Here is a 20,661-nt window from a genome sequence, read left to right as displayed (position 1 = left end):
CTCCTTCCTGCCGGGCGGGCAGGACCTCACAGGTTTCTCAGGACGCGCCGATAGCCTAAGGGGGTGGTGCGACCTTCCCAAGCCGTGCTCGACGTCGTCGGGACTTTCGTACGGCTCGGCCTGGCCGCGGTATGGCTCACTTCGGGGTCGATCAAACTCGCCGATCCCGGGCAGACCTACCTCGCGGTGAAGGCCTACCAGCTCATGCCCGACGCCGTGGTGCATCCGGTCGCCACCGCGTTGCCGCTGCTGGAGCTGGCGCTGGGGGTGCTGCTGGTGGCGGGGCTGCTGACCAGGTGGGCGGCGGTCGTGTCGGCGGTCGTGCTGGTGCTGTTCATCGCCGGTGTCGCGCAGTCCTGGGCGCGCGGCCTCACGATCGACTGCGGCTGCTTCGGCGGCGGCGGTCAGGTCGCGGCCGGGCAGACCCAGTATCCACAGGAAATCGCTCGTGATGTGGGCTTCCTCGTGCTGGCCGGCTGGCTGATCGTGCGGTCGCGGACGCGGCTGTCGGTCGACGGGTGGCTGCGCCCGCGGGAGGCGGAACCGGCCGTGCGCGAAGTAGAAAGGGCTTGAGACAAGTGGGTGGAGCGGAGCGGTCCGAACGCAAACGCCGGCAGCAGACGGCTGCGGGTGCGCGGGCGGTCGCGCAGGCACGAGGGTCCGCGGGCAACCGGCGGACGATCGTCGTGGTCATCGCCGTCGTCGTGCTGGCTGTGCTGGTGATCGGCGGGGTCATCTGGACCAACTCGTCGAAGAACCAGACCGAGGGCCAGGCGATCCCGCCCGTGGCGACGAACGCGTCGTTGGACACCCAGGGTGAGCGGCAGGGTGCCGTGGTGGTCTCCGGCAAGGCGGACGCCAAGGTGAAGATCGATATCTACGCGGACTTCCTGTGCCCGTATTGCGGGCAGTTGCAGAAGTCGTCCGGGGCGCAGATCGAGCAGCAGATCCAGGCCGGGAACCTGCAGGTGAGTTATCACATGATCCCGTTGCTGAACAGTCGATCCGACCCGCCGGGCTACTCGCTGGCGTCGGAGAACGCCGCGCTGTGCGCCGCCGACCAGGGCAAGTTCACCCCGTTCCACGACAGCCTGTTCGCGAAGCAGCCAGAGGAAGGGCAGCGCGGTTACGACAACGCGCAGCTGATCAAACTGGGCCAGGACCTGGGCATCACCGCGCCGGAGTTCGCTTCGTGCGTCAACGCGGGGACGTACAACCAGCCGCTGAACGATGCCCTGGCGAAGATCTCGGCCGACCCTTCGTTCCAGGGCACGCCGACGATCCTGCACAACGGCACCCAGATCGACTGGACCCAGCCGGACTGGCTCACGAAACTGGTAGCGCAGCCCTGACTCACGGCGCACTCTCGACACGCTCCGTGCGCGGGGGCTCCCCTTGCTGGTGGGACCCCCGCGCAGGGGGCGGCCGAGGTTCATGTACCGTATCCACAGACACGACGCGGAGTTCACTCCGCTCGCGGGGCTATGGCGCAGCTGGTAGCGCACCTCACTGGCAGTGAGGGGGTCAGGGGTTCGAGTCCCCTTAGCTCCACAAGTTGATCATATCCCTCTGGTCGCGCGTTAGCGCTGGTCAGAGGGTTTTTGATCTTTCGGGGTTGAGCGAGCGTGATCGTTTCCGGGCGTGGGATGCGTGTCCCTGCTGGAGTAGAGCTGGAGCACACCGCTCCGGATATGCGCGGCGTTGATGCGGTGACGCGGGGTTGTCCCTATCTGTGAACCCCATGGGGGTCACAACGCCCGATCATTGCTGATGGTTGACGCATGAATGCGTCTTGTGTCCGTGAATGGGTGCGCGTTATCGCGGGGGCCGACCTTGATTTATGGTGGTATCGAGCCGTCCCTCGCGGTACTCGCCAGTATCGGCGTTTCCGATCAATTGTCGATGTTGTTTTCCTTTCGTCGTGTTATATTGTCGTGAGTTCGGTATGCTAACTGGCCGTCGGCAGAACGTTTATGCTTCGATGATCGAGCGTTTTCCCGTGAGCGTTAGGCGACCCGATCGGGGCCGGTATGCAATCGTGCCACTCGGCCTCGGTTAGCGCCATTTTTGTGTTGACAATGCTGTGTTTCGATGCGTGGTCTCGTTTTCCGATCAACGGTGTCCTCGTCCGGTGTGACGGGTGCCGGTCTGTCGCGCGCCGCGCCGGAATACGACCGGGCGTGACGGCGGGGACAAGGGCGACGGCGCGATCGTGATCACGGTCGTCGCCGACACAGACGGTGTGCACGGGTTCCTGAGTTGTGTCCATTGTGGAGGTATTGCCACCGGCCGGGCTGCCGCCGTCACAGCGAGCGGGCGGTGTCGGCCGCTCACTGCGTTCGGGCGTGAATGGGTCTGTCTGCTGTTCGGTGCCAGCACTGGTGTGGGGCCGTGTGCCAGCGGTGTTCAAGGCTGGCGAGGAGCCGCTGGTGGATCTCGCCGGAGACGTGGCTGTAGGTTTCGGCGATCCGGTTGTCGGCGTGGTGTCCGAGGCGGCGGGCGCGGGCGATCTCGGGGATGTCGTCAGTGATCAACCACGTGTTGTGACTGTGTCGCAGCCCGTGAAACGTCAGCCCCGGGCAGGCTGGGGTGGGTGCGCACTGCCGGCTTGGCGACACCCAGGTTGCCGTCGGCGGCGGGGTGCAGGATGCGGCGGGTGAAGGTGGAACGCCACAGCCAGGTGCCGGACTCGGTGGTGAACACGTACTCGTAGGGGTGGGTGTCCAGGTGCTGCCGTAGCAGTTCGGTGAGGAACGGGGGCAGGTGGATGCGGCGGGCGGAAGAGGCGGTCTTGGGTGGTCCGATCCACCGCTTGCCGTTGGACTCGTGCAGTGCGCCTTCCCAGGTGTCGATGGTGATGACGCCATGCTGAAGGTCGATGTTGTCGCGGTGGAGTCCGGTGAGTTCGCCCCAGCGGCAGCCGGTCCAGGCCGCGGTGATGATCAGCAGACGGGCGATGTGGCCGCCGAGCATGCCCGCCTGGTCCGCGACGGCGAGGACTTGTTCGGGGGTGGCCCAGATCCGTTCTGGCCGGAGGTGGCGGGAGCGGCGTCCGCGGCCGCGGTGTTTGCGGACGGGGTTGGTGGCCACGAGGCCTTCGTCGACGGCGTCGGTGAAGATCATGGACAGTAGGTTTTTCCAGCCGCCGATGGTGGCGGGGGCGTAGCCTTCGAGGGCGTGGGTGCTCCAGGCCTGGATATCCAGGGGCGTGATGGCCTGGATCGGGAGCGTGCCGAAGCGGGGCAGGATGTGGCAGCGCAGGTAACTGCGGTAGTTCTCCAGGGTGCGGGTGTCCAGATCGAGCGTTGGCCACCAGTTGCACACCCAGTCGGCGAGGGTGATCACCGTGGTGCGGTCGTTGGAGAGGTTCAGCCAGCTGGTGCGGCGCCGATGGCTGTCGAGCGCGCCGGCGATGTCCTGCGCGGCTTCGGCGTTGTCGAATCCGTAGATCGACTCGACGCTGCCGCCGTCGCGCCGGTGCCGCACCCTCCACGAGTGTTGCGCGATCTTGTCTACCCAAGCCATGACAGGCCTCCCATCAGACGAGGCGCACACCGTCTGGTGCGCCAAGGAGGCACATTCTCCACAGTGCACAGCCTTGACCTGCACGAACATCCGAAAGTGCAGCTTCGGTTAGCGGTTGGTCGGGACGTGCTCGCGACGGCCACCAAGTCTTCATGGACGGCCCCAGCTGCCGGCCCAACAAGCGACCCAAAGGCCGCAACACCACCCCGAAGGAGGACGCCGCCTAAACTCCCACACAAGCCAGGAACTGCGAAATTATCTGATTTCAGCCGCGGGAATTAGCTGATCGCCCACAGTTGAGCATAGTTGACACGATACAGGTCACTGGTTCGATCCCAGTATCGCCCACCATCTGTTTACGCTGGTCAGACGGCCTGTCGGTGATTTTTGCCGACGGGCTGGTGGTGTGTTTGGGGAGCATTTTGGGAGCACGCTGTGCTGAACACTTTCGGTTTTCCTAAGTGTCAGCACGGCTCCAGGTGCCATACGTCTCCCAGCGCTGCTGCAGTGCCTTCAGCGTGTCCTCGATCGTCTGGTCGGTGACGTGCGAGTAGATTTGGCCGTGCCGTGGGGGTACGAAGGACCATGGCTGACGGACGCCGTCGCGGTGGCAAGGGCTGACGCATTGGAACCTGTCCGGGCTGACCGTGGTGCGAGCAATAGTGTGCAACTGCCGCTCCGGGCTTCGAGCCCGAGGCCTGTCGATCAAGAACTTGTTCACGGTGTCTGGGCTAATGGGTGGAGTCAGGTGTGTGTTCGATCTCTTGATCGATTCTAGGCCGGTTTAGCAGATGGAGGCGATGGCGGAGGCCCAGCCCCAGAATCCGCCGTATTCGGCGAGGTTTCCGGCGTCGTTGAGGTGGATATTGTCGGAGTTCCAGGGGCTGGGGTTGGGCAGGTTGGTGCTGGCGGCGGCTGGGATGTATTGGCGCATGTCGATCATGGCGACGCCGTCGGTGACGGCGGTGTTGTAGATCTGGGTGGCGTATTGGCTCCAGGTGTAGTTTTCGGTGGCGGCGTCGGGGTTGGGGGCCCAGGCCAGTTGGGCGTAGGTGGACAGCAGGATGGTGGCGCCGGGTCTGGCGGCTTTGACACTGTTGACGACGTTGGTGAGGTTGGTGGCGAAGGTGTTGGGTGGGACTTGGGAGTAGAACTCGTTGCCGCCGAGGTCGATGATGACGAGTTCGGGTTGTTTCGCGGTGATGTCGGTGGTGGCGCTGGTAGTGGCGGTCCAGCGTCCGCCGGGTAGGTAGTCGGAGGCGAGGGCGCCGTTGTGGGCGTAGTTTTCCATGGTGGTGCCCCATTGGGCGTGGAGGCTGTTGGCGAAGCGGAGTGTCCAGCCGTAGGTGGTGGGTTGGTAGGTCTGGGCGTTGGAGGGGTAGCCGGTGGTGCCGTACCCGGTGTCGGCGGAGGTGCCGACGATCGCCACGTTGTGCTGCGAAGTGCACCAGGCGGAGCTGGCTCCGGCGGCGTCGGAGGGGACGGCGTCGACGACGATCGCGACCAGTGCGGCAACGACGGTGGTCGTGATCAACATGGCGGTGCGTTTCACCAGTAGTCCTTTGTGGTCTGTTCGGGTGGGTGGTTGTTTCGCAGGAGCTTCGGGCGGCGAGGGCGGGTGGCGGACGCTATCGGGCGGGGGTGGTGGGTGCCGCGGCGGCGACGAGCGCGGTGAGGGCGTCGGGTTGGCTGGGGATCGAGTCGACGTTCGCCAGGGGGTCGTGGGGTGGTTGGATGAGGAATCGTTGCTGCGGATGGGTTTTCGCGACGTCAAGGGCGGGTTGCGTGAGGTCGGTGCCGGCGGTGATGATCAGTCCGCAGTGCAGTGAGATCAGGCTGTTGAGGTAGGGCACGAGTTGGTCGCTGGTGCCGGCGGGTGCGGTGATGTGCTGGGCGTTGATGGCGGCCCGGGTGCCCGCCGCCTGGATCGCGGGCCAGACGTGCTCGGAGTCGTCGGCATCGCGTGTGGTGGACAGCAGGCACGCCTTGAAGTTGGCCGACACGTTGGTGTAGACGACCGCCTGGGGTGGACTGTCGGGTAGCACCCACATCACGATCGCGAGGGCGATGCCCGCTACGACGACAATCCCCGTTGGGATGGTTATTTTCCAGTGTCGTCGCAACACTGAAAACGACCACCTAGAAATCGCCCGCATGTTTCCTCGTGTGTTTCGTTGGTGAACCGATGTGGCCCATTTCGGGGTCCGCGGCAACGCAAGTTTTGTCATCACGTTACGGCCTGGATCCGTGTGGTGGCAAGGAGTCTGCCGGGTGGCTGTGATCATTCCATCGCCCAAAAATTATTGTCCAGATTTGCCTGAAAGTCCGCAATTGTCGTACTCCGAATGGCTGCAGAAGCAAGATCAACAGAGAGAAGAGCGCACATTAATCGGCCTTGAAGCGTTCCGTCGTTACAGTGATCGTGGTCACAATTGACGTTGTGCGTTTGTTTCGCGTGAAATCCGTTGTTGGTGCAACTCCGCTGGGGAGGAGCCCGTAAGCGGAGGACTGCACGATGGTCGCTGCGGCACGCTGGGCAAATCGTGATCGGGGAGAGAACTCGCGGCTGAGGCGCGGGCTGGGGACGCGGGTGACGGCCGTGCCGACGGCGGTCGCGCTGGTGGTGTCGGGGATGGCGCAGCCGGCGTGGGCGAGTGTGTCCTCGCAGCCGACTCAGCCGACTCCGCAGCAGCGCTCCAGTACCGCGGCCGGGGCCCCGCACAGCGCGGCCCCGGCCACAGCGGCGACGAAGGGCGGTGCCGCCCAAGTGACGCCAGCCGGCGCCGCACCGCAGGCGAGCACGCAGACGCACCTTTGAACCCGCATCTGTCCAATGTGGCGCAGACCGGTACGGCGACAACGGCGCCACCGCGGCAGCGCACGGCACCGCCGAGCCCCGGGCGGGAGATCACGGGCAAGCGGTCGGCGACGACGCCGGTGTTCGCCAACCCGGATGGAACCGAGACGGCGAAGGTGTATTCGCGCCCGGTGCATTACCGCACTGCTGATGGCAACTGGGCGGATATCGACACCACACTGGGGCAGGGCGGATCGGGGCGCTGGGCGGAGAAGGCAGACGCGGCGGCGACTTCCTTCGCGCCCTCCGCTGCCGATCCCTCATTGGCGTGGGTGCCGGCCCAGCTCGCGTGCCGGGTGCTGGAGGTGTCAGAGTCGGGGGTTCTACGCCTGGCGATCCCGCTCACCATCAGCTCGATCGATCCGGCACGCTTGGCTGACCGATGTGATCACCGATATCCACCAGAACTCCCGGGGTCGCTACGGTGCCCGCCGTGTGCACGCCGAGCTGCGGCTGGGGCGTGGGATCCTGGTCGGTCACGGGGCGGTGGAGATGCTGATGCGCCGCGCCCGTCTGGTTGGCGCCATGGGCGGCCGCGGTGGAAGCACACCAAGCCCGACGAGATCGCCAAGGATCTGGTGAAGCGCGATTTCACGGCAGCGGGACCGAACCGAAAGTGGCTGAGCACCGCACTCCTCGCGAGGGCGAGGTCTACTGCGCGGTCGTGCTCGATGTCTACTCTCGTCGCGTGGTGGGCTGGTCTATCGATTCCTCGCCCACCGCGGCCCTAGTGACGAACGCGCTCGGCATGGCCATCGACAACCGGCTCCGCAGTCTGGCACGATCATCCATTCGGATCAGGGAGTCCAATATGGATCGTGGGCGTTCACCAAGCGCGCGAAGGACTCCGGGCTGGTGCCCGTCGATGGGCAGCATCGGGGACTGTTACGACAACGCGATGATGGAGTCGTTCTGGTCGCGCACGGAGGGTCGAGTTGGCCAACGCGATCTTCGAGTACCTCGAGATCTGGCACAACCGCCAACGCCGTCACAGCCAACTGGGATGGCTCACTCCGATAGAGTTCGAGAACGCAACCGTCGTGGCATGAAATCCAGCAATCGGACTCCACGAAACCCGGGGCAGACCACATCCAAGCAAGGCTGAGCCGCAACACCGCGCTGATCGACCTGGCCGCTCAGCTTCCCGCTACGGTCCTGTCCGACTTGTTCAACCTGTACCCTGGGACCGCGACGGCCTGGAACAACGTCGCCGGAAGCACCCGTTCCGGCTATGCCGCCGAAATATCCCGGCGGAATGCCGAAGCCTGATTGTGTAGCGCAATATTGTCTCGTCCTTCAACGGGTTTCCGCCAGCGCAGGCGGTGCCTAGAACGGGCATTCCATGCTCAACGCAACGCGTCCGCGGCCGTACGCGCCGCGCGACCTCGGCTGGCCGTGGCAGCGGAAGGATGTTCGCGCCGCTGCCTCGTTTAGGGTCGATCAACCACAGTGGGCCAATGACCGCCGTGGTCCGCGATTTTCTCGCTATCGAGTTCGGCGAGGGTACGGGCCGGTTGGGTGCGAGACTGCGTTGCGTGGCATGGTTTGTAAAGACCCGATTGTGCCTCGCGCGTCGCGGTGCGCCTGTCGTCTCCTAGTGAGGTGCTGGTGGTGGCGCATGCGCTGCCGTGATCACGGCATTGGTCAGCTCCTGCGCTGTGGCCGGAATCGCCTCGGCATTGGCGGGCGGGTTGGACGGTGTGGTGACCAGGAAGTGTTGTTCAGAGTGGGTTTTTGCCGCGGCGATCGCGGGATCGCGCAGGTCGTCGCCGACTGCGACGATGACGGCGCAGTGCATCGCGATCGCACTGTTGAGGTAGGACCCAAGGTCGTTGTCGCTCGTGGCGGGGGCGTTGATGCGCTGGGCATTGATGGCCGCGTGCGCCGTGGCTGCCTGGACGGCGGGCCACAGCTGGTCGGCCCGCGCCGTGTTCCGCACACTGGTCACCAGGCATACCCGGACGTGGCGCGACAGGTTCGTGTAGATGGTCGGTTTCGGTGGGGACGTCGCGTCCAGCAAGACCACAGCAGCAACGATTCCAGCAACCACAACGAGAGCCGAGGGGAGAGTTATTTTCCAATACTTACGCAGAGTCAGAACCCGCTGTTTGAGGCTCATGATGCGTCCCCTCCTGGGTAACGTCGCCTGACGATGCATGTGTGTTGGACAAGGACCTGTGGTTGACGTTGCTGGCGGGCTTGGCCGTGCATCGCAACTGCGATCGTCCTTGTGGTGTTTGGTCGAGGGTTTCGTGGTGCGGTGACCGGCTCAGCAGCGTTGGTTCAGCGTTTTCCTCGGGATGGTTGGCGCCCGCGGACAGCGGGTATGGACCTGTCGCGTTGTCGACGTGCGTGGTTCCCCTGTCGTGATTCGGCAGAGTGGGGGGCACTAGAGGTGCGACGACGTCGACGAAACCGGTAGCCGATCGTAGCGGCGGCCACGCACACGACGATCACGACGCCGATCACAACCGCGACCGACAATGACGACGATCCGCTTGACGCGGGCGGCGCGGTGGGCTGCAGAAGAGGGTTACTCGTCGCTGCGGCGGGTGGTGAGGTGACCGCGCGGAGAGGGTCGACCACTCCGTAGCCGTAATGGTCGTCGTGTGGACGCGCACCGTGGGGGTCGGCAGTGTTGACGAGTTGACGAATGACTTGCCCGGCGCTGAGTTCCGGGCGTTGCGACCATATCAGCGCCGCCGTCGCCGACACGTACGGCGCGGAGTAACTGGTTCCGTCACCAGTAAGGTACTTTCCATCGTTCGCGGCGGAGTAAATATCAACAGCTGGCGCGGCGACTGTGGTCGTGCCGCCGGATTCGCTGCCGGACCACGGCTGGCCGCCTCTGTCGACGCCGGTCACGCTGATCACCCCAGGAAAGGCGGCCGGATAGATCGGCAGGTTTGCTTGACGTCCGCTGTTGCCGGCGGCTGCGACAACGACGGTGTCGTGCGCGAGTGCGTAGGTGATGGCGCCGCGGATCTGCGGATCGGGGACGGTGGTGCCTTGCGAGATGTTGATAATGCGGGCGTGGTGATCGACGGAGTAGACGATTGCCTGGGCGAGCGATATCGGCTCGACCCCGTCGCCGATTGCCACACGAACGGGGAGGATTTTCGAACCGGGCGCAAGGCCGATCATTTTCCCACTCGCTGTGCCGTGTCCAGTTCCGGCGATGATTGCGGCGATGGAGGTGCCGTGTGAGTCGCGGGAAAAATCAGATTGTCCCGTGTCGGAGGCGATCCCAGCGAACCCGGTGCCGGGCAGTATTTGTCCGGCGAGATCGGGATGCGTCGCTTCGACGCCGGTGTCCAGGACGGCGACTGTGACGCCTGTGCCGCGACTGTGAGTCCACACTTGCTGGGCATTGAAGTGCTCGCCATCCAGGGGCCATTCCGTCGCACCGATCTCGTCGGCGTGGGCAACGGCCGTGGTGAACGCAAGGGTTGCGGCGGCAGCAAGTGCTGCTGCTTTGCGGGCGACACGGCTGTATCGCGGCGCCGGATGGGAACCCACGTTCGGTGCTCCTTGGATATGTTGCCGAGAATGCTCGACCTCAAGCGTCGATGAGCGTACCTGGTCCATGTGGCATAGTTGTCCGAATTTCCCTTTCCGTGTACAAATATGAGCCTTAATACAACTTTGACTGCTCCATTGGAGCGACTTTTCGGGCCGGGCCGCAATTAATTGAGCATTAAGATCGAACTGGTCTCCCTTTTTATTACTATGACATGGATCACTATTGCTCATTGGTGTTCAGTGCACGTCAAATTGATTCCGGTCGCGCCTCCGCTGCGGAGGGGCTGGGCGGAGGAGTCTGTAGTGGCCACCTGGGGTTGGGGATCACATCGAAATCGCAAAGCGTCGCGACTGGCGGATCGTTGCGGGGGTGTGGTGCGGCGATGGCTGGCGTTGTTTGTGGCGGTGACGCTTCTGGTGTTGGTGGGTGGACAGTCGGCATGGGCCGTGTCGCCGGCGCCAACGCCCCCGAGTCCGGCCACACCGCTCCAGCAGTCTGGCTCGGCGGCGGGAGCCCCGCACACGGCAAGCTCTGCGATTGCCAGCTCGAGGGGTGGGGCGGCGCCGAAGGCGCCGGCGGGTGCAGCGGAGGAGGGGAAAACTCAAGCGGCGCCGCTGAATCCGCATCTGTCCAATGAGCCGCAGCAGGGGACGGCGAACCCTGGGCCGCCGCGGCTGCATGAGCCGGCGGCGAGTACAGGGCGGGAGCTGCCGGAGAAGCGGACCGCGACGAAAACGGTGTTCGCGAACGGGGATGGCAGTGAGACGGCGAAGGTGTATTCGCGTCCGGTGCACTACCAGCGCGCCGACGGTAGCTGGGCGGACATCAACACCAGCTTGGCACTGGGCGACAAGGGGCGGTGGGGTGAGAAGGCTGATTCGGCGTCGGTGACGTTCGCGCCGTCGGCGGATGATCCAGCGTTGGTGTCGGTGCCGGTGGGGCCGGGGCAGAGCATCGCCTTCGGGCTGCAGGGCGCGGCGAAGAGCGCTGGTGTGGCGACGGATTCCACGATCACCTACCCAGGCATCGCCCCGCACACCGACCTGAACTACCTGGCCACGGTCAATGGCGGGGTCAAAGAAACTCTGGTCCTCAACAGTGTGGACGCGCCGACCACGTGGGTGTTCCCGCTGACCCTGTCCGGGGTCACGCCGTCGATGGGGCCGGATGGCAGTGTGGTGTTCACCAACGCTAGGGGCCAGGTGGTGGACACGATCGCGCACGGCTACATGCGCGACGCCAACATCAACCCGCAATCGGATGAAGGTGTCCTGTCCACCGGCGTCACCTACGCTCTGAACACCGTCAACAACCAGCCGGCGCTGCAGGTCACGCTGGATGCGGCGTGGTTGCACGACAAGTCCCGCATGTTCCCGGTGCGGGTGGACCCGTCGGTGGCGAACCCGAACACGTCGGGGTCGACGTATGTGATGTCGCCCTACAACAACGACTTTTCCGCCGACACGGTCCTGGATGTCGGCACGTGGGATAGCGGCTCCAACGTGACGAATTCCTATCTGAAGTTCGACACGATGGGCCTGACCAACGACTACATCGAGAAGGTCTCGCTCAACCTGGACGAGGTGTGGTCCTACTCCTGCCAAGCGCGACGCGTGTGGGTGTCTCCGATCACCTCGGGTTGGTCGACGGGTGGGTTGAAGACGTATCCGTGGGTGTCGATCGGTGGCGCGGTCGGATGGGGCGATTTCGCCACCGGATGGTCAGGAACCGGTTCGACGTGCGCACAAGCTGCGTGGGAATCCGTTGACTTGGGTGACAATCCATCGGCTGCGGGCACGCAATTGGTCGAGTCCTGGACGCATGGTGGTGTGAACAATGGCCTTGCCGTGACCGCCGACACCTACGATTCCTACGGTTGGAAGAAGTTCGCCAGCCTCAACTCCACCAACCCCCCGTTCCTGTCGGTCACCTACAGCCCGTTTGGCGCAAGCTACAACCCGGCACCCAACTACACCGCGCCGACGGGGACGGCGAGTGGGTCGCAGCAGGTGACGGTCACGAACCTGGGCAACAGCACGTGGATGCCGGGCCAGCAGCACTTGTGGTACCAGCTGTATGACTTGAACGGGAACAACCTGCGCATCAACGGTTCGGTCGACCCGTGGACGGAGCTGCCGAGTCAGGTGGCGCCGAATCAGTCGATCACCTTGAACGCAATTATAGGACCAGTTAATCCTGGGCAATATACCTTGTGCTGGGATATGTTCGACGGCACAACCTCATCGAATCTCACCTATAACGTGCCCTCAACGTGCGAGACGATCAACTCGCTGAACACGCCACCCCAGATCGACTCCACAAATCCACCGTCAAACGTGGTGGTGAGCAGTTTGCGGCCGCAACTGTTCGCGACCGGACACGACCCGGACAACTATCCGGGGAACGGAATCACGTTCGATTTCCAGGTGTACTCGGTGCCCGCCGGTGGTGGAAACCCAACGCTGGTGGTGGACTCCGGGGCACAGTCCAGTGGAAATTACGTGGTTCCGTCGGGGAAGCTGGCGTGGAATCAAACCTATTACTGGACGGTCAGGGACTACGACACCATCGGCTACAGTTATTGGTCGACCCCGTCGTATTTTTCCACGACGGTGTCGCAGCCGCTGGTGACCTCGCATATGGGGGCCGCGAAAACCAGTAGCCGCGATTTCGACCCCGGGGTCGGGGACTACACCAGTGGCGCGACCGATGCCAGCGTCGCGGTTGCGGGCCCCGCTCTGTCGGTGGTGCGCTCCTATAACTCGCAAGACCCCCGGACCGGGAACCTGTTCGGCGCCGGGTGGTCCACCGTGTACGACATGACGGCCGTGCCCGACAACGACGGTTCGAACAACGTGGTGGTCACCTTCCCCGACGGCCACACAGCCCGGTTCGGACTCAACGGTGACGGCACGACCTACACGCCACCGCAAGGAACGTACGCCACCTTCGCGTCGATCACCGGTGGCGGCTACATCCTGACCGACCGCGGCGGCACGGCCTACACGTTCGGGCAGCAGGCAGGTGCGGCGTGGAAACTGACCAAGATCACCGACGCCGACGGCCGCGCCGAAACCCTTACCTACGACACGAGCGGGAACCTGACCGCGATCACCAGCGCAGCCGGCAACCGGGCGCTGCACATCACGGTCACCGGCGGGCACGTCACGCAGGTCGCCACTGACCCGGTCACCACCGGTGCAGCCGCGTTGACCTGGGCCTACTCCTACAGCGGGAACAGCTTGACCGGGGTGTGTCCGCCGACGTCGACGACCGCGTGCACGGCGTATGCCTACACCAGCGGAACCGGATCGGGCTCGCATTACCGCTCCACCGTTCTCGACGCCCAGCCCTATGCCTACTGGCGACTCAACCAAGGCTCGACCACCACGACCGCGGCCGATGAGGTCGCCGCGAACCTCGGCACCGACAACGGCGCGTTGAGCAACGTGACCGTGAGCAACTCGACGCCGCACCCCGGGTCGCCGAGCGAGTCGACGTGGTTCAACGGTGTGAACGCCTCCCTGCAGCTGCCGAACAACCTGGTCGAGACTTCCACCTATAACTCGGTGCAGTTATGGTTCCAAACCACGCTGAACGGCCCCGCTGGGGTGTTGATGTCCACCGGGCACTCCGCGATCGGGTCGGCGAACCCGAGCACGGGCGCGATGCCGGTGCTGTATGTCGGCACCGACGGCAAACTGTATGGCCAGTTCTGGACCGGCAGCGTCGCCCCGATCGTGTCGGCGAACAAGGTCAATAACTCCGCCTGGCACCAGGTCACTCTTGTTGGGCAAGGCAACACGCAGTCGATGTATCTCGATGGGGCCCTGGTTGGTAGCCGGTCGGGGAATCTAGCCAACCTCGACCCGATGAACTTCATCGGCGCCGGCTACGTCAACGGCAACCCGTGGGTCAACGGCCCAGCGGGCGGGTGGAGCCATTTCACCGGCAACATCGCCGACACCGCCTTCTACACCCACGCCCTCGGCGCGCCGGCGATCGCACAACAGTGGGCGGCCGGCAGCCAGCCCGCCGCGGAGCTGACCACGATCACCACCCCCGCCGGTGCCAAGGCCGGGCAAGTCACCTACGACAACATCCTCGACCGCGCCACACAGGTCACCGACCTCCACGGCGGCGCGTGGGCACTAGCCCCACCGAGTACGGCCGGATCCTCGGCGCAATACCGGGGTGCGGTGTTTGCCAGCAACCCCACCGACTTTTGGCCGCTGACTGACACCACCGGCACCCAAGCGGTCAACCAGGTCCCCACGAGTGCGATCAGCGCCACCAGCGACGGCTACGGCACCTACAACAATGTCACCCTCGGCCAAGCCGGGCCTCTGGCCAATACCGGCGATACAGCCGCAAGCTTCAACGGCACGAGCTCCTCGCTGACGATTCCGGTGCAAAGCAGTTACTGGTCCGGCATCGGCAAGTCAGTGAGCCTGTGGGTCAAAACCTCAACCCCCGGCGAAGTTCTCGTGGGCTTGAATAACGGTGCCCTGGTCTATATCGGCGCCGATGGCAAGCTCTATTCCTGGTATGGCAGTGGTTACCTGGCCAGTCCACGAACGGTCACTGATGGCAAGTGGCACTACATCGCGGTCGTGCAAAGCGTGGACTTCAGCCACAACTCTATTTCAGAAACCGAATACATCGACGGTAAGTCGGCCGCGTCAGCGACCGGACCGATCAACCCCTCCGCGGCCCAACCCACGATCGCGATCGGCTCCGGCACCTTCGGTAGCGGCGCCCCAGCCAGCGCTGCGAGCACCAACCCGGGCGGTTACTTCACCGGCTCGGTCGCCGACATCGCCTTCTACAACACGCCACTGAGCGGGACCGCCGTGTCCGGGCTCTACACCGCGGCCCAGAAGTCCTCGACCAGCCCCACGCCGGTCACCACCGCGACCGTGACCGACCCGGGCAGCCACACCCTGTCCTACACCTACGACCCGGCCAAGGGGTCGAAGCTGATCGCCGCGTCCGACGGACTAGGCAACACCACCCACTACACCTACGACACCAACGGGTTCGGCTACACCACGACCTACCCGGATGGTAACTACGTCACCACCAGTCATGACACGCGCGGCAACACGTTGTCGCGCACCACGGGTGATTCCAGCGGTTCCTCCGCCACCAGCTATTACACCTATCCGGCTACGGGTACCTATGCCGTCACCGATCCCCGCGACGACAAACCCTTGACCTACCTCGACCCGAACTCCTCGGGCCCGTCGGACACCACCTACCGCACCAGCTACACCTATTCCGCGGGCGGCGATCTGCTGACCACGACGGCACCGTTGGGTGGGGTCACCACCAACACCTATACCGCCGGCACCGAAGCCGCGGTCGGCGGCGGCACCGAACCCGCTGGGCTGCTCGCGACGGCGAAAGACCCGATGGGGAACACCACGACCTACAGCTACACCGCGGCCGGTGACCTGGCGAAGGTAGTGGCGCCGTCAGGGTTGACCACCACCGGCACCTACGACAACCTCGGCCGTCGCACAGGGCAAACCCAGACCTCGGACACCTTCCCGTCCGGTGTCACCACCTCCTACACCTGGGATGGCAACAACCAGCTTTCCACCCAGACCGGCCCGGCCACCACCGATGCGGTCACCGGCACCCTCCATACCCCGCAGATCACCAACAGCCACGACGCCGACGGTGACCTGCTCACCCAAGCTGCCGCCGACACCACCGGCGGCGACGCGACCCGCACCACCACCAACACCTACAACAGTGACGACGAACTCGCCACGACCACCGACCCGCTGGGTCGTAAAACCAGCTACAGCTACGACAGCTACGGCAACCTGACCTCCAGCACCGATCCGGGTGGCAACACCTACACCGGCACCTTCGACGCCAACGGGCACCGCCTGACGACGACCCTCACAGGCTGGACGGGTAACCCCGTCAGTCCGTCCACGGCATCCAATTTGGTGCTGGATTCCCGCGCCTATGACCCCGACGGCTACCTGGCCTCCGACACCGATTCGATGGGGCGCCAGACCATTTACACCTACGACTGGCGAGGCCGCCTGCTGGACAGCACGCTGGTCAACTTCACCCAGGGCACCAGCACCACCAACCTGACGCTGGACCAGTACCAGTACGACGCGGCCGGCAACCCGGTCAAGGTTGTTGTCCCACTCCAGCACTCCAGCGACACCTACACCTACGACGCCAACGGCCGCGTCAGCACTGACCAGAACGCCAGCAATAGCACCACCAGCAACACCTACGACGCGGACGGCCACATCACCGCAGCCGTCACCCCCATCGGCAGCATCAACTCTGATGGCACCACCACGATCCCGAGCAACGCGCCCAGCGCGGAAACGGACTACACCTACGACACGCTCGGCGATGTTCTCACCGAGGTGGTGAAAGACGGCTCCAACCTGACCACGAGCCATACCTATGACCAGCGTGGCGCGTTGACGTCCACTGTGGACCCGCGCGGCAACGTCTACGGCGCCGGGGGCGCAGGCTTCACCACCAGTTACACCACCGATGCTGTTGGCCGCCGCACGATGGTCACCGGTGCGCCCGTCAATGCGGAAACCAACGGCGGCACCGCAACCGTGGTACACCCGATCACCGAATACGGGTACAACACCTTCGGGGACCAGACCAGCGTCTCCGATCCCGATGGGAACATCACCAGCTACACCTATGATGCGGACTCCGAAATCCTCGGTGTGTCCCGCCCGGTCTATACCCCGCCGGGGTCGACGACGGCGATCACTCCGCTGACGAAATACAGCTACACCAACCTCGGCAACGTTGCGACGGTGACCGACCCTTTGGGCAACGTCACCACCGAGACCTACGACCAGCTAGGAAACCTGGTCAAGAGTGCGCAGCCCACGGTGGGCACGACAGCCACGACCTGGCTCTACACCTACGACACCGACGGGGAACAGCTTTCCGTGATCGACCCGAGTGGTGCGCAAACCCAAGCCACCTACGACAAACTCGGCGAAAAAATCACCGGAACCCAGGTGGTCCGGCAACCCACCAGCGTCGCCGACACCACCATCTACACCTACAGCCCGACCTCCGGCCCGGTCAACTTACCGACCGCGGTCACGCTGCCCGGCGGGCAACAAACCAGCTACACCTACGACGGTTTCGGCGACCCGCTGACCGTGACCGACCCCGCCAGCCACAAGACCAGCTACACCTACGACAGCCAGCAGCGCCCCACCACAACCACAATGGCGGACGGCACTGCGGTCACCGCGACCTACGACCTGGCCGGTCGGCGCACCGGGACCGCGCAACTGGACGCGACCGGCGCGACGCTGCGCTCCACCAGCACCGGATACGACGTCGCCGACAACATCACCTCCGCCACCGACGCGCTGGGCAACGTCACCAAGTACACCGTCGACGCCGGTAACCGCCGCACCCAACAGGTGGAGCCGGTGTCCACCACCGGAACGACACCCCCGGTCACGACATCGATCACCACCAGCTGGGGCTATGACGCTGCTGGGCAAACCACCCGCTACACCGACGGCAACAACAACGCCACGATCTACACCTACAACCCGCTGCAGCTACGCGAATCCACCATCGTGCCCGCGGTAACCAACTACACCACCACCGCGGACCGCACCATCACCCGCGTCTACGACGCCGACCAGCACGTCACCGGGATCACCCAACCCGGCGGCGTCACCGAAACCCTCACCTACGACGTGCTCGGCCGGCTCACCAGCGCAGCCGGCGCCGGCGCGGAATCGGCGAGCACGACCCGCGCCTTCGGCTACGACGCGGCCGGGCGACTCACCTCGGCCAGCGCGCCCACCGGCACCAACACCTTTACCTACGACGACCGCGGCAGCATCCTCTCCGCCGCCGGCCCAGGCGGCACAGCCAGCTACACCTACAACTCCAACGGGCAACTCACCTCCCGCACCGACAAGGCCGGCACCGCCAACTTCACCTACAGCTCGACGGGGACCTTGGCGACCGCGGCTGATCCACTCACCGGCACCACCGCCACCTACACCTACAACACCCTCGACCAGCCCACCGGCATCAGTTATGGGACCGGTAACGCCGCCCAGAGCTACACCTACAACACCGCCCACGAACTCACCGGGCAAACCCTGGCCACCTCCACCGGTGCCGCGCTCGCCGGTATCACCTACGGCTACGACGCCAACGGCCGGATCACCTCCAAAACCAACACCGGCACTGCTGGTGCCGCGGCGAACACCTACACCTACGACCAAGCCGGACGCACAACCTCGTGGGCTGCGGGCGGCACGACCACCAACTACACGTACGACGGTGCGGGTAACCGCACCCAGGCTGGGGCGACCAGTTACACCTACAACGCCCGCAACCAACTCGTCACCAGCACCACCGGTGCGAACACCTCGAGCACGACCTACAACGCTCGCGGCGCCATGACCTCGGTGACCGCAGGTGGCGCGACCACCAACTACAGCTACGACGCGTTCGACCAATTGGCCACCGCCGGAACCACGAACTACAGCTACGACGCCCTCGGCCGTACCGCGACCGCCGGCACCTACACCTTCACCTACGACGGCACCGACCCCACCCCAGTGGCCGACGGCACCCAGACCTTCAGCCGCGACGCAGGTGGCCAGGTCATGGCCGTGAACAGCGGCAGCAGCTCGGCCCTGGCGTTCAACGATCAGCACGGTGACCTCACCGCCCTGGTCACCCCCGCCGGGACCGCGCTCGCCGGGTCGGTCAACTTCGACCCCTGGGGTACCCCGACCACCACATTAGGAACGCAGGCCAACATCGGTTACCAAGGCGGCTGGACCGATACCGGCAATACCCAGTTCGTGCAAACCGCGTCCCGCTGGTACTCGCCCGCTATGGGAGCGTTCACCAGCCGCGACACCACCACCAACCTCGCGGGGTCCGCGGCGGACGCGAACCCCTACCTCTACGGCAATGCTGACCCGCTCAACCAGAGCGACCCCAGCGGCGCCAGCGCCTGTGACACCAACAGCGGAGGTGGTTCCGGCGGAGGCGTTGGCCACTCTGCAGGCGGTTCCGGCAGAGGTGGTGGTAACGGCAGAGGCAGTGGCTACGGCACAGGGGGTGGCTACGGCGGAGGCCGCTACGGCGACGGCGGACTCGGGGCACTCGGATCCGTGCTCGACGCAATCCTCGCGCTCGAGGGAATCGGCGCGGGCCTCGGGTTAGACGACGACTTGCTGCAGTCCCTGTCGAGCTGTACCAGCGAACTGCAAGCCCCTTCCGATGCCGCGCAGGTTCAACAACGCGTCAACGAACCCGCGTCCAACTCCAAACCCCTCAACGGACCCAACACCCAAGCCCAAGGCTGGACACCCCAACCTGGCACCAGCAACCCCGCCCTTGACGGACCCGGCTCCGACACAGCCCCCATCACCAACCTCACCGAAGAAACCAACCCGACACTCGACACCACCACAGCCCACCAATCAATCGCGCAAGCCGCCGAATACACCACCGCAACCAGTGGCGGAGACACCCCACCCGACGACCAGCAACGCGCGACAGACCAATACGTACAGCAACAGTACGAAGCGTGTCTTGTGCCAGGTAACCCGGCCTGCGATAACCCCGGGGCGATGCAACGCAACATCGACAGCCAGTTCAACCACTTTCACGAACCAACCAGCCTCGGTGAGGCACTCCAACAAGGCTACGACGAATTCGACGGTAAATTCCTCGCTGATATATCCGGCATAACCGACGCCTACAACTGTGGCACCAACCCTCAACTGGGATCCTGCGCCATGGCCATCGGCGGCTTCATACCCTTCTTCGGTAAAATCGGCGAACTCGTAGGCGAAGCCACCAAGCTCGGAAGAGCCGCAACTGGCACCGACGATATCCTGAATACTGCTGGTCGGGCGTACCCGAAGGTGCTCGATCCACGGACGGGTGATCCGATCCCGGCTCCGCCGTCTGGTTTGTCGAAGGTGCCGGTCGGTGATCGTGTGCCGTGGGGTGCTCAGCAGCGTGGCGCGTACATCAAGGAGTGGTACGACCGGGGCTACTCGACGCCGGAAGGCGGATGGTCGCAGTACGACATCCACCACATCATCCCGCGCGAGTATGGTGGCACGAACGACTTCAACAACCTCGTCCCGGTGCCCCGCACGGTGCACCAGCAGGAATTCAACCCGTGGTGGATGAACTATGGCGGATGACGTGGCGGAGGCGCTGAACGCCTTCCGCGCCTACACCGAGCCGCACGACGGACTCGGCGACAACCCCTTCAAGCTGGCGTGTTCCTTCGACGAGCCTGCTACCCATGCCGAGATCTCGTCGGCATGGACCGGTGCCGAGGTCCCGGGCGAGCTGGTGCAGGCGTGGTCGGCCAGCCGCCAGTCGCGGCTATTCGAAGACGTCGACTACAGGCAGTGGGGCCTGTTGTTGCTCTCACCTGAGGCCACTGCCCAGCGCACCGCGGAGGAGCGCGCCCGACGTCCCGGCGCCTACCGCGCTGACGATGTCGTCGTCGGCGAATTCCTCGGCGATCAGGAACTCGTCGTGATCGCGCCCGCGGAGGCCGACCGCCGTCACGTGCTGATCGCGCTGCCGATGGACGACCGCCCGGACTGGCATGCCGCCGCTGGCAGTCTCGCCGAGTTCTTGGATTCCTATCTGAGGGCGTTCGGCGACAAATTTTGGGAGCAGGGTACCCATTAAGGACCGTCAGCGCCGGGAACCGATGTGAAGCGCC

14 protein-coding genes, 1 tRNA gene and 1 pseudogene are annotated in these 20,661 nt (G+C 64.7%); 10 read left to right on the top strand and 6 right to left on the bottom strand.

The genetic code is table 11. The annotated features are described in order from the left end of the window. The first annotated feature begins 63 nt into the window (after nt 1–63). From LOZ83_RS31000 to LOZ83_RS30990, 3 genes are all read left to right on the top strand, one after another. Complete coding sequence (locus LOZ83_RS31000; protein ID WP_236795285.1) at nt 64–573, top strand: MauE/DoxX family redox-associated membrane protein; 510 nt, start codon at nt 64–66, stop codon at nt 571–573. Nucleotides 574–578: 5 nt separating this feature from the next. Then, nucleotides 579–1,352 (top strand): thioredoxin domain-containing protein, encoded by a 774-nt coding sequence (locus tag LOZ83_RS30995; RefSeq protein WP_236795346.1) that lies wholly within the window; start codon nt 579–581, stop codon nt 1,350–1,352. A gap of 126 nt (nt 1,353–1,478) precedes the next feature. After that, nucleotides 1,479–1,551: transfer RNA gene (locus tag LOZ83_RS30990), tRNA-Ala, on the top strand. Between the two features lie 779 nt (nt 1,552–2,330). Here the strand turns inward: LOZ83_RS30990 and LOZ83_RS30985 are convergent. The 4 genes from LOZ83_RS30985 to LOZ83_RS30970 all read right to left on the bottom strand — a co-directional run bounded on the left by LOZ83_RS30985 (nt 2,331) and on the right by LOZ83_RS30970 (nt 5,681). After that, complete coding sequence (locus tag LOZ83_RS30985) at nt 2,331–2,534, bottom strand: hypothetical protein (RefSeq protein ID WP_236795284.1); 204 nt, start codon at nt 2,532–2,534, stop codon at nt 2,331–2,333. Further along, complete coding sequence (locus LOZ83_RS30980; protein ID WP_236795283.1) at nt 2,524–3,615, bottom strand: site-specific integrase; 1,092 nt, start codon at nt 3,613–3,615, stop codon at nt 2,524–2,526. Before LOZ83_RS30980 ends, LOZ83_RS30985 begins: the two co-directional genes overlap by 11 nt. Nucleotides 3,616–4,309: 694 nt before the next feature. Further along, nucleotides 4,310–5,077 carry an SGNH/GDSL hydrolase family protein gene (locus tag LOZ83_RS30975; RefSeq protein ID WP_308190340.1) on the bottom strand — a complete coding sequence of 256 codons (768 nt, stop codon included), beginning with the start codon at nt 5,075–5,077 and terminating at the stop codon, nt 4,310–4,312. Nucleotides 5,078–5,153: 76 nt separating this feature from the next. After that, the gene (locus LOZ83_RS30970) at nt 5,154–5,681 is read right to left on the bottom strand and encodes a hypothetical protein (protein ID WP_236795282.1); all 528 of its coding nucleotides are present in this window, start codon (nt 5,679–5,681) and stop codon (nt 5,154–5,156) included. Nucleotides 5,682–5,796: 115 nt separating this feature from the next. On the opposite strand from LOZ83_RS30970, the gene LOZ83_RS30965 reads away from it, so the two are divergent. The 5 genes and pseudogenes from LOZ83_RS30965 to LOZ83_RS40905 all read left to right on the top strand — a co-directional run bounded on the left by LOZ83_RS30965 (nt 5,797) and on the right by LOZ83_RS40905 (nt 7,431). Beyond that, nucleotides 5,797–5,961 (top strand): hypothetical protein, encoded by a 165-nt coding sequence (locus tag LOZ83_RS30965; protein ID WP_236795281.1) that lies wholly within the window; start codon nt 5,797–5,799, stop codon nt 5,959–5,961. 154 nt (nt 5,962–6,115) lie between these two features. Next, the gene (locus LOZ83_RS30960; protein ID WP_236795280.1) at nt 6,116–6,343 is read left to right on the top strand and encodes a hypothetical protein; all 228 of its coding nucleotides are present in this window, start codon (nt 6,116–6,118) and stop codon (nt 6,341–6,343) included. A 15-nt stretch (nt 6,344–6,358) separates the two neighbouring features. Further along, complete coding sequence (locus tag LOZ83_RS40915; protein WP_374202736.1) at nt 6,359–6,964, top strand: IS3 family transposase; 606 nt, start codon at nt 6,359–6,361, stop codon at nt 6,962–6,964. Then, nucleotides 6,921–7,238 (top strand): annotated as a pseudogene (locus tag LOZ83_RS40910) (DDE-type integrase/transposase/recombinase); the annotation flags it as partial. The gene LOZ83_RS40915 and the pseudogene LOZ83_RS40910, both read left to right, overlap by 44 nt. Nucleotides 7,239–7,317: 79 nt before the next feature. Then, nucleotides 7,318–7,431, top strand: a complete 114-nt coding sequence (locus LOZ83_RS40905; protein ID WP_374202735.1) for an IS3 family transposase — start codon at nt 7,318–7,320, stop codon at nt 7,429–7,431. Nucleotides 7,432–7,976: 545 nt separating this feature from the next. Here the strand turns inward: LOZ83_RS40905 and LOZ83_RS30955 are convergent. Both LOZ83_RS30955 and LOZ83_RS30950 read right to left on the bottom strand, forming a co-directional pair. Continuing rightward, entirely contained in the window at nt 7,977–8,501 is a 525-nt protein-coding gene (locus tag LOZ83_RS30955) for a hypothetical protein (protein WP_236795279.1), read from the bottom strand. Between the two features lie 164 nt (nt 8,502–8,665). Then, complete coding sequence (locus LOZ83_RS30950) at nt 8,666–10,135, bottom strand: S8 family serine peptidase (protein WP_236795278.1); 1,470 nt, start codon at nt 10,133–10,135, stop codon at nt 8,666–8,668. Between the two features lie 72 nt (nt 10,136–10,207). On the opposite strand from LOZ83_RS30950, the gene LOZ83_RS30945 reads away from it, so the two are divergent. Both LOZ83_RS30945 and LOZ83_RS30930 read left to right on the top strand, forming a co-directional pair. Continuing rightward, nucleotides 10,208–20,125 carry a LamG-like jellyroll fold domain-containing protein gene (locus LOZ83_RS30945; protein ID WP_308190339.1) on the top strand — a complete coding sequence of 3,306 codons (9,918 nt, stop codon included), beginning with the start codon at nt 10,208–10,210 and terminating at the stop codon, nt 20,123–20,125. Further along, complete coding sequence (locus LOZ83_RS30930) at nt 20,115–20,627, top strand: hypothetical protein (protein WP_236795277.1); 513 nt, start codon at nt 20,115–20,117, stop codon at nt 20,625–20,627. Before LOZ83_RS30945 ends, LOZ83_RS30930 begins: the two co-directional genes overlap by 11 nt. Nucleotides 20,628–20,661 lie beyond the last annotated feature (34 nt).

It is taken from the genome of Amycolatopsis sp. GM8, from assembly GCF_021653975.1.
GTDB lineage: Bacteria > Actinomycetota > Actinomycetes > Mycobacteriales > Pseudonocardiaceae > Amycolatopsis_E.
This window is presented reverse-complemented; position numbering and strand designations above follow the sequence as displayed.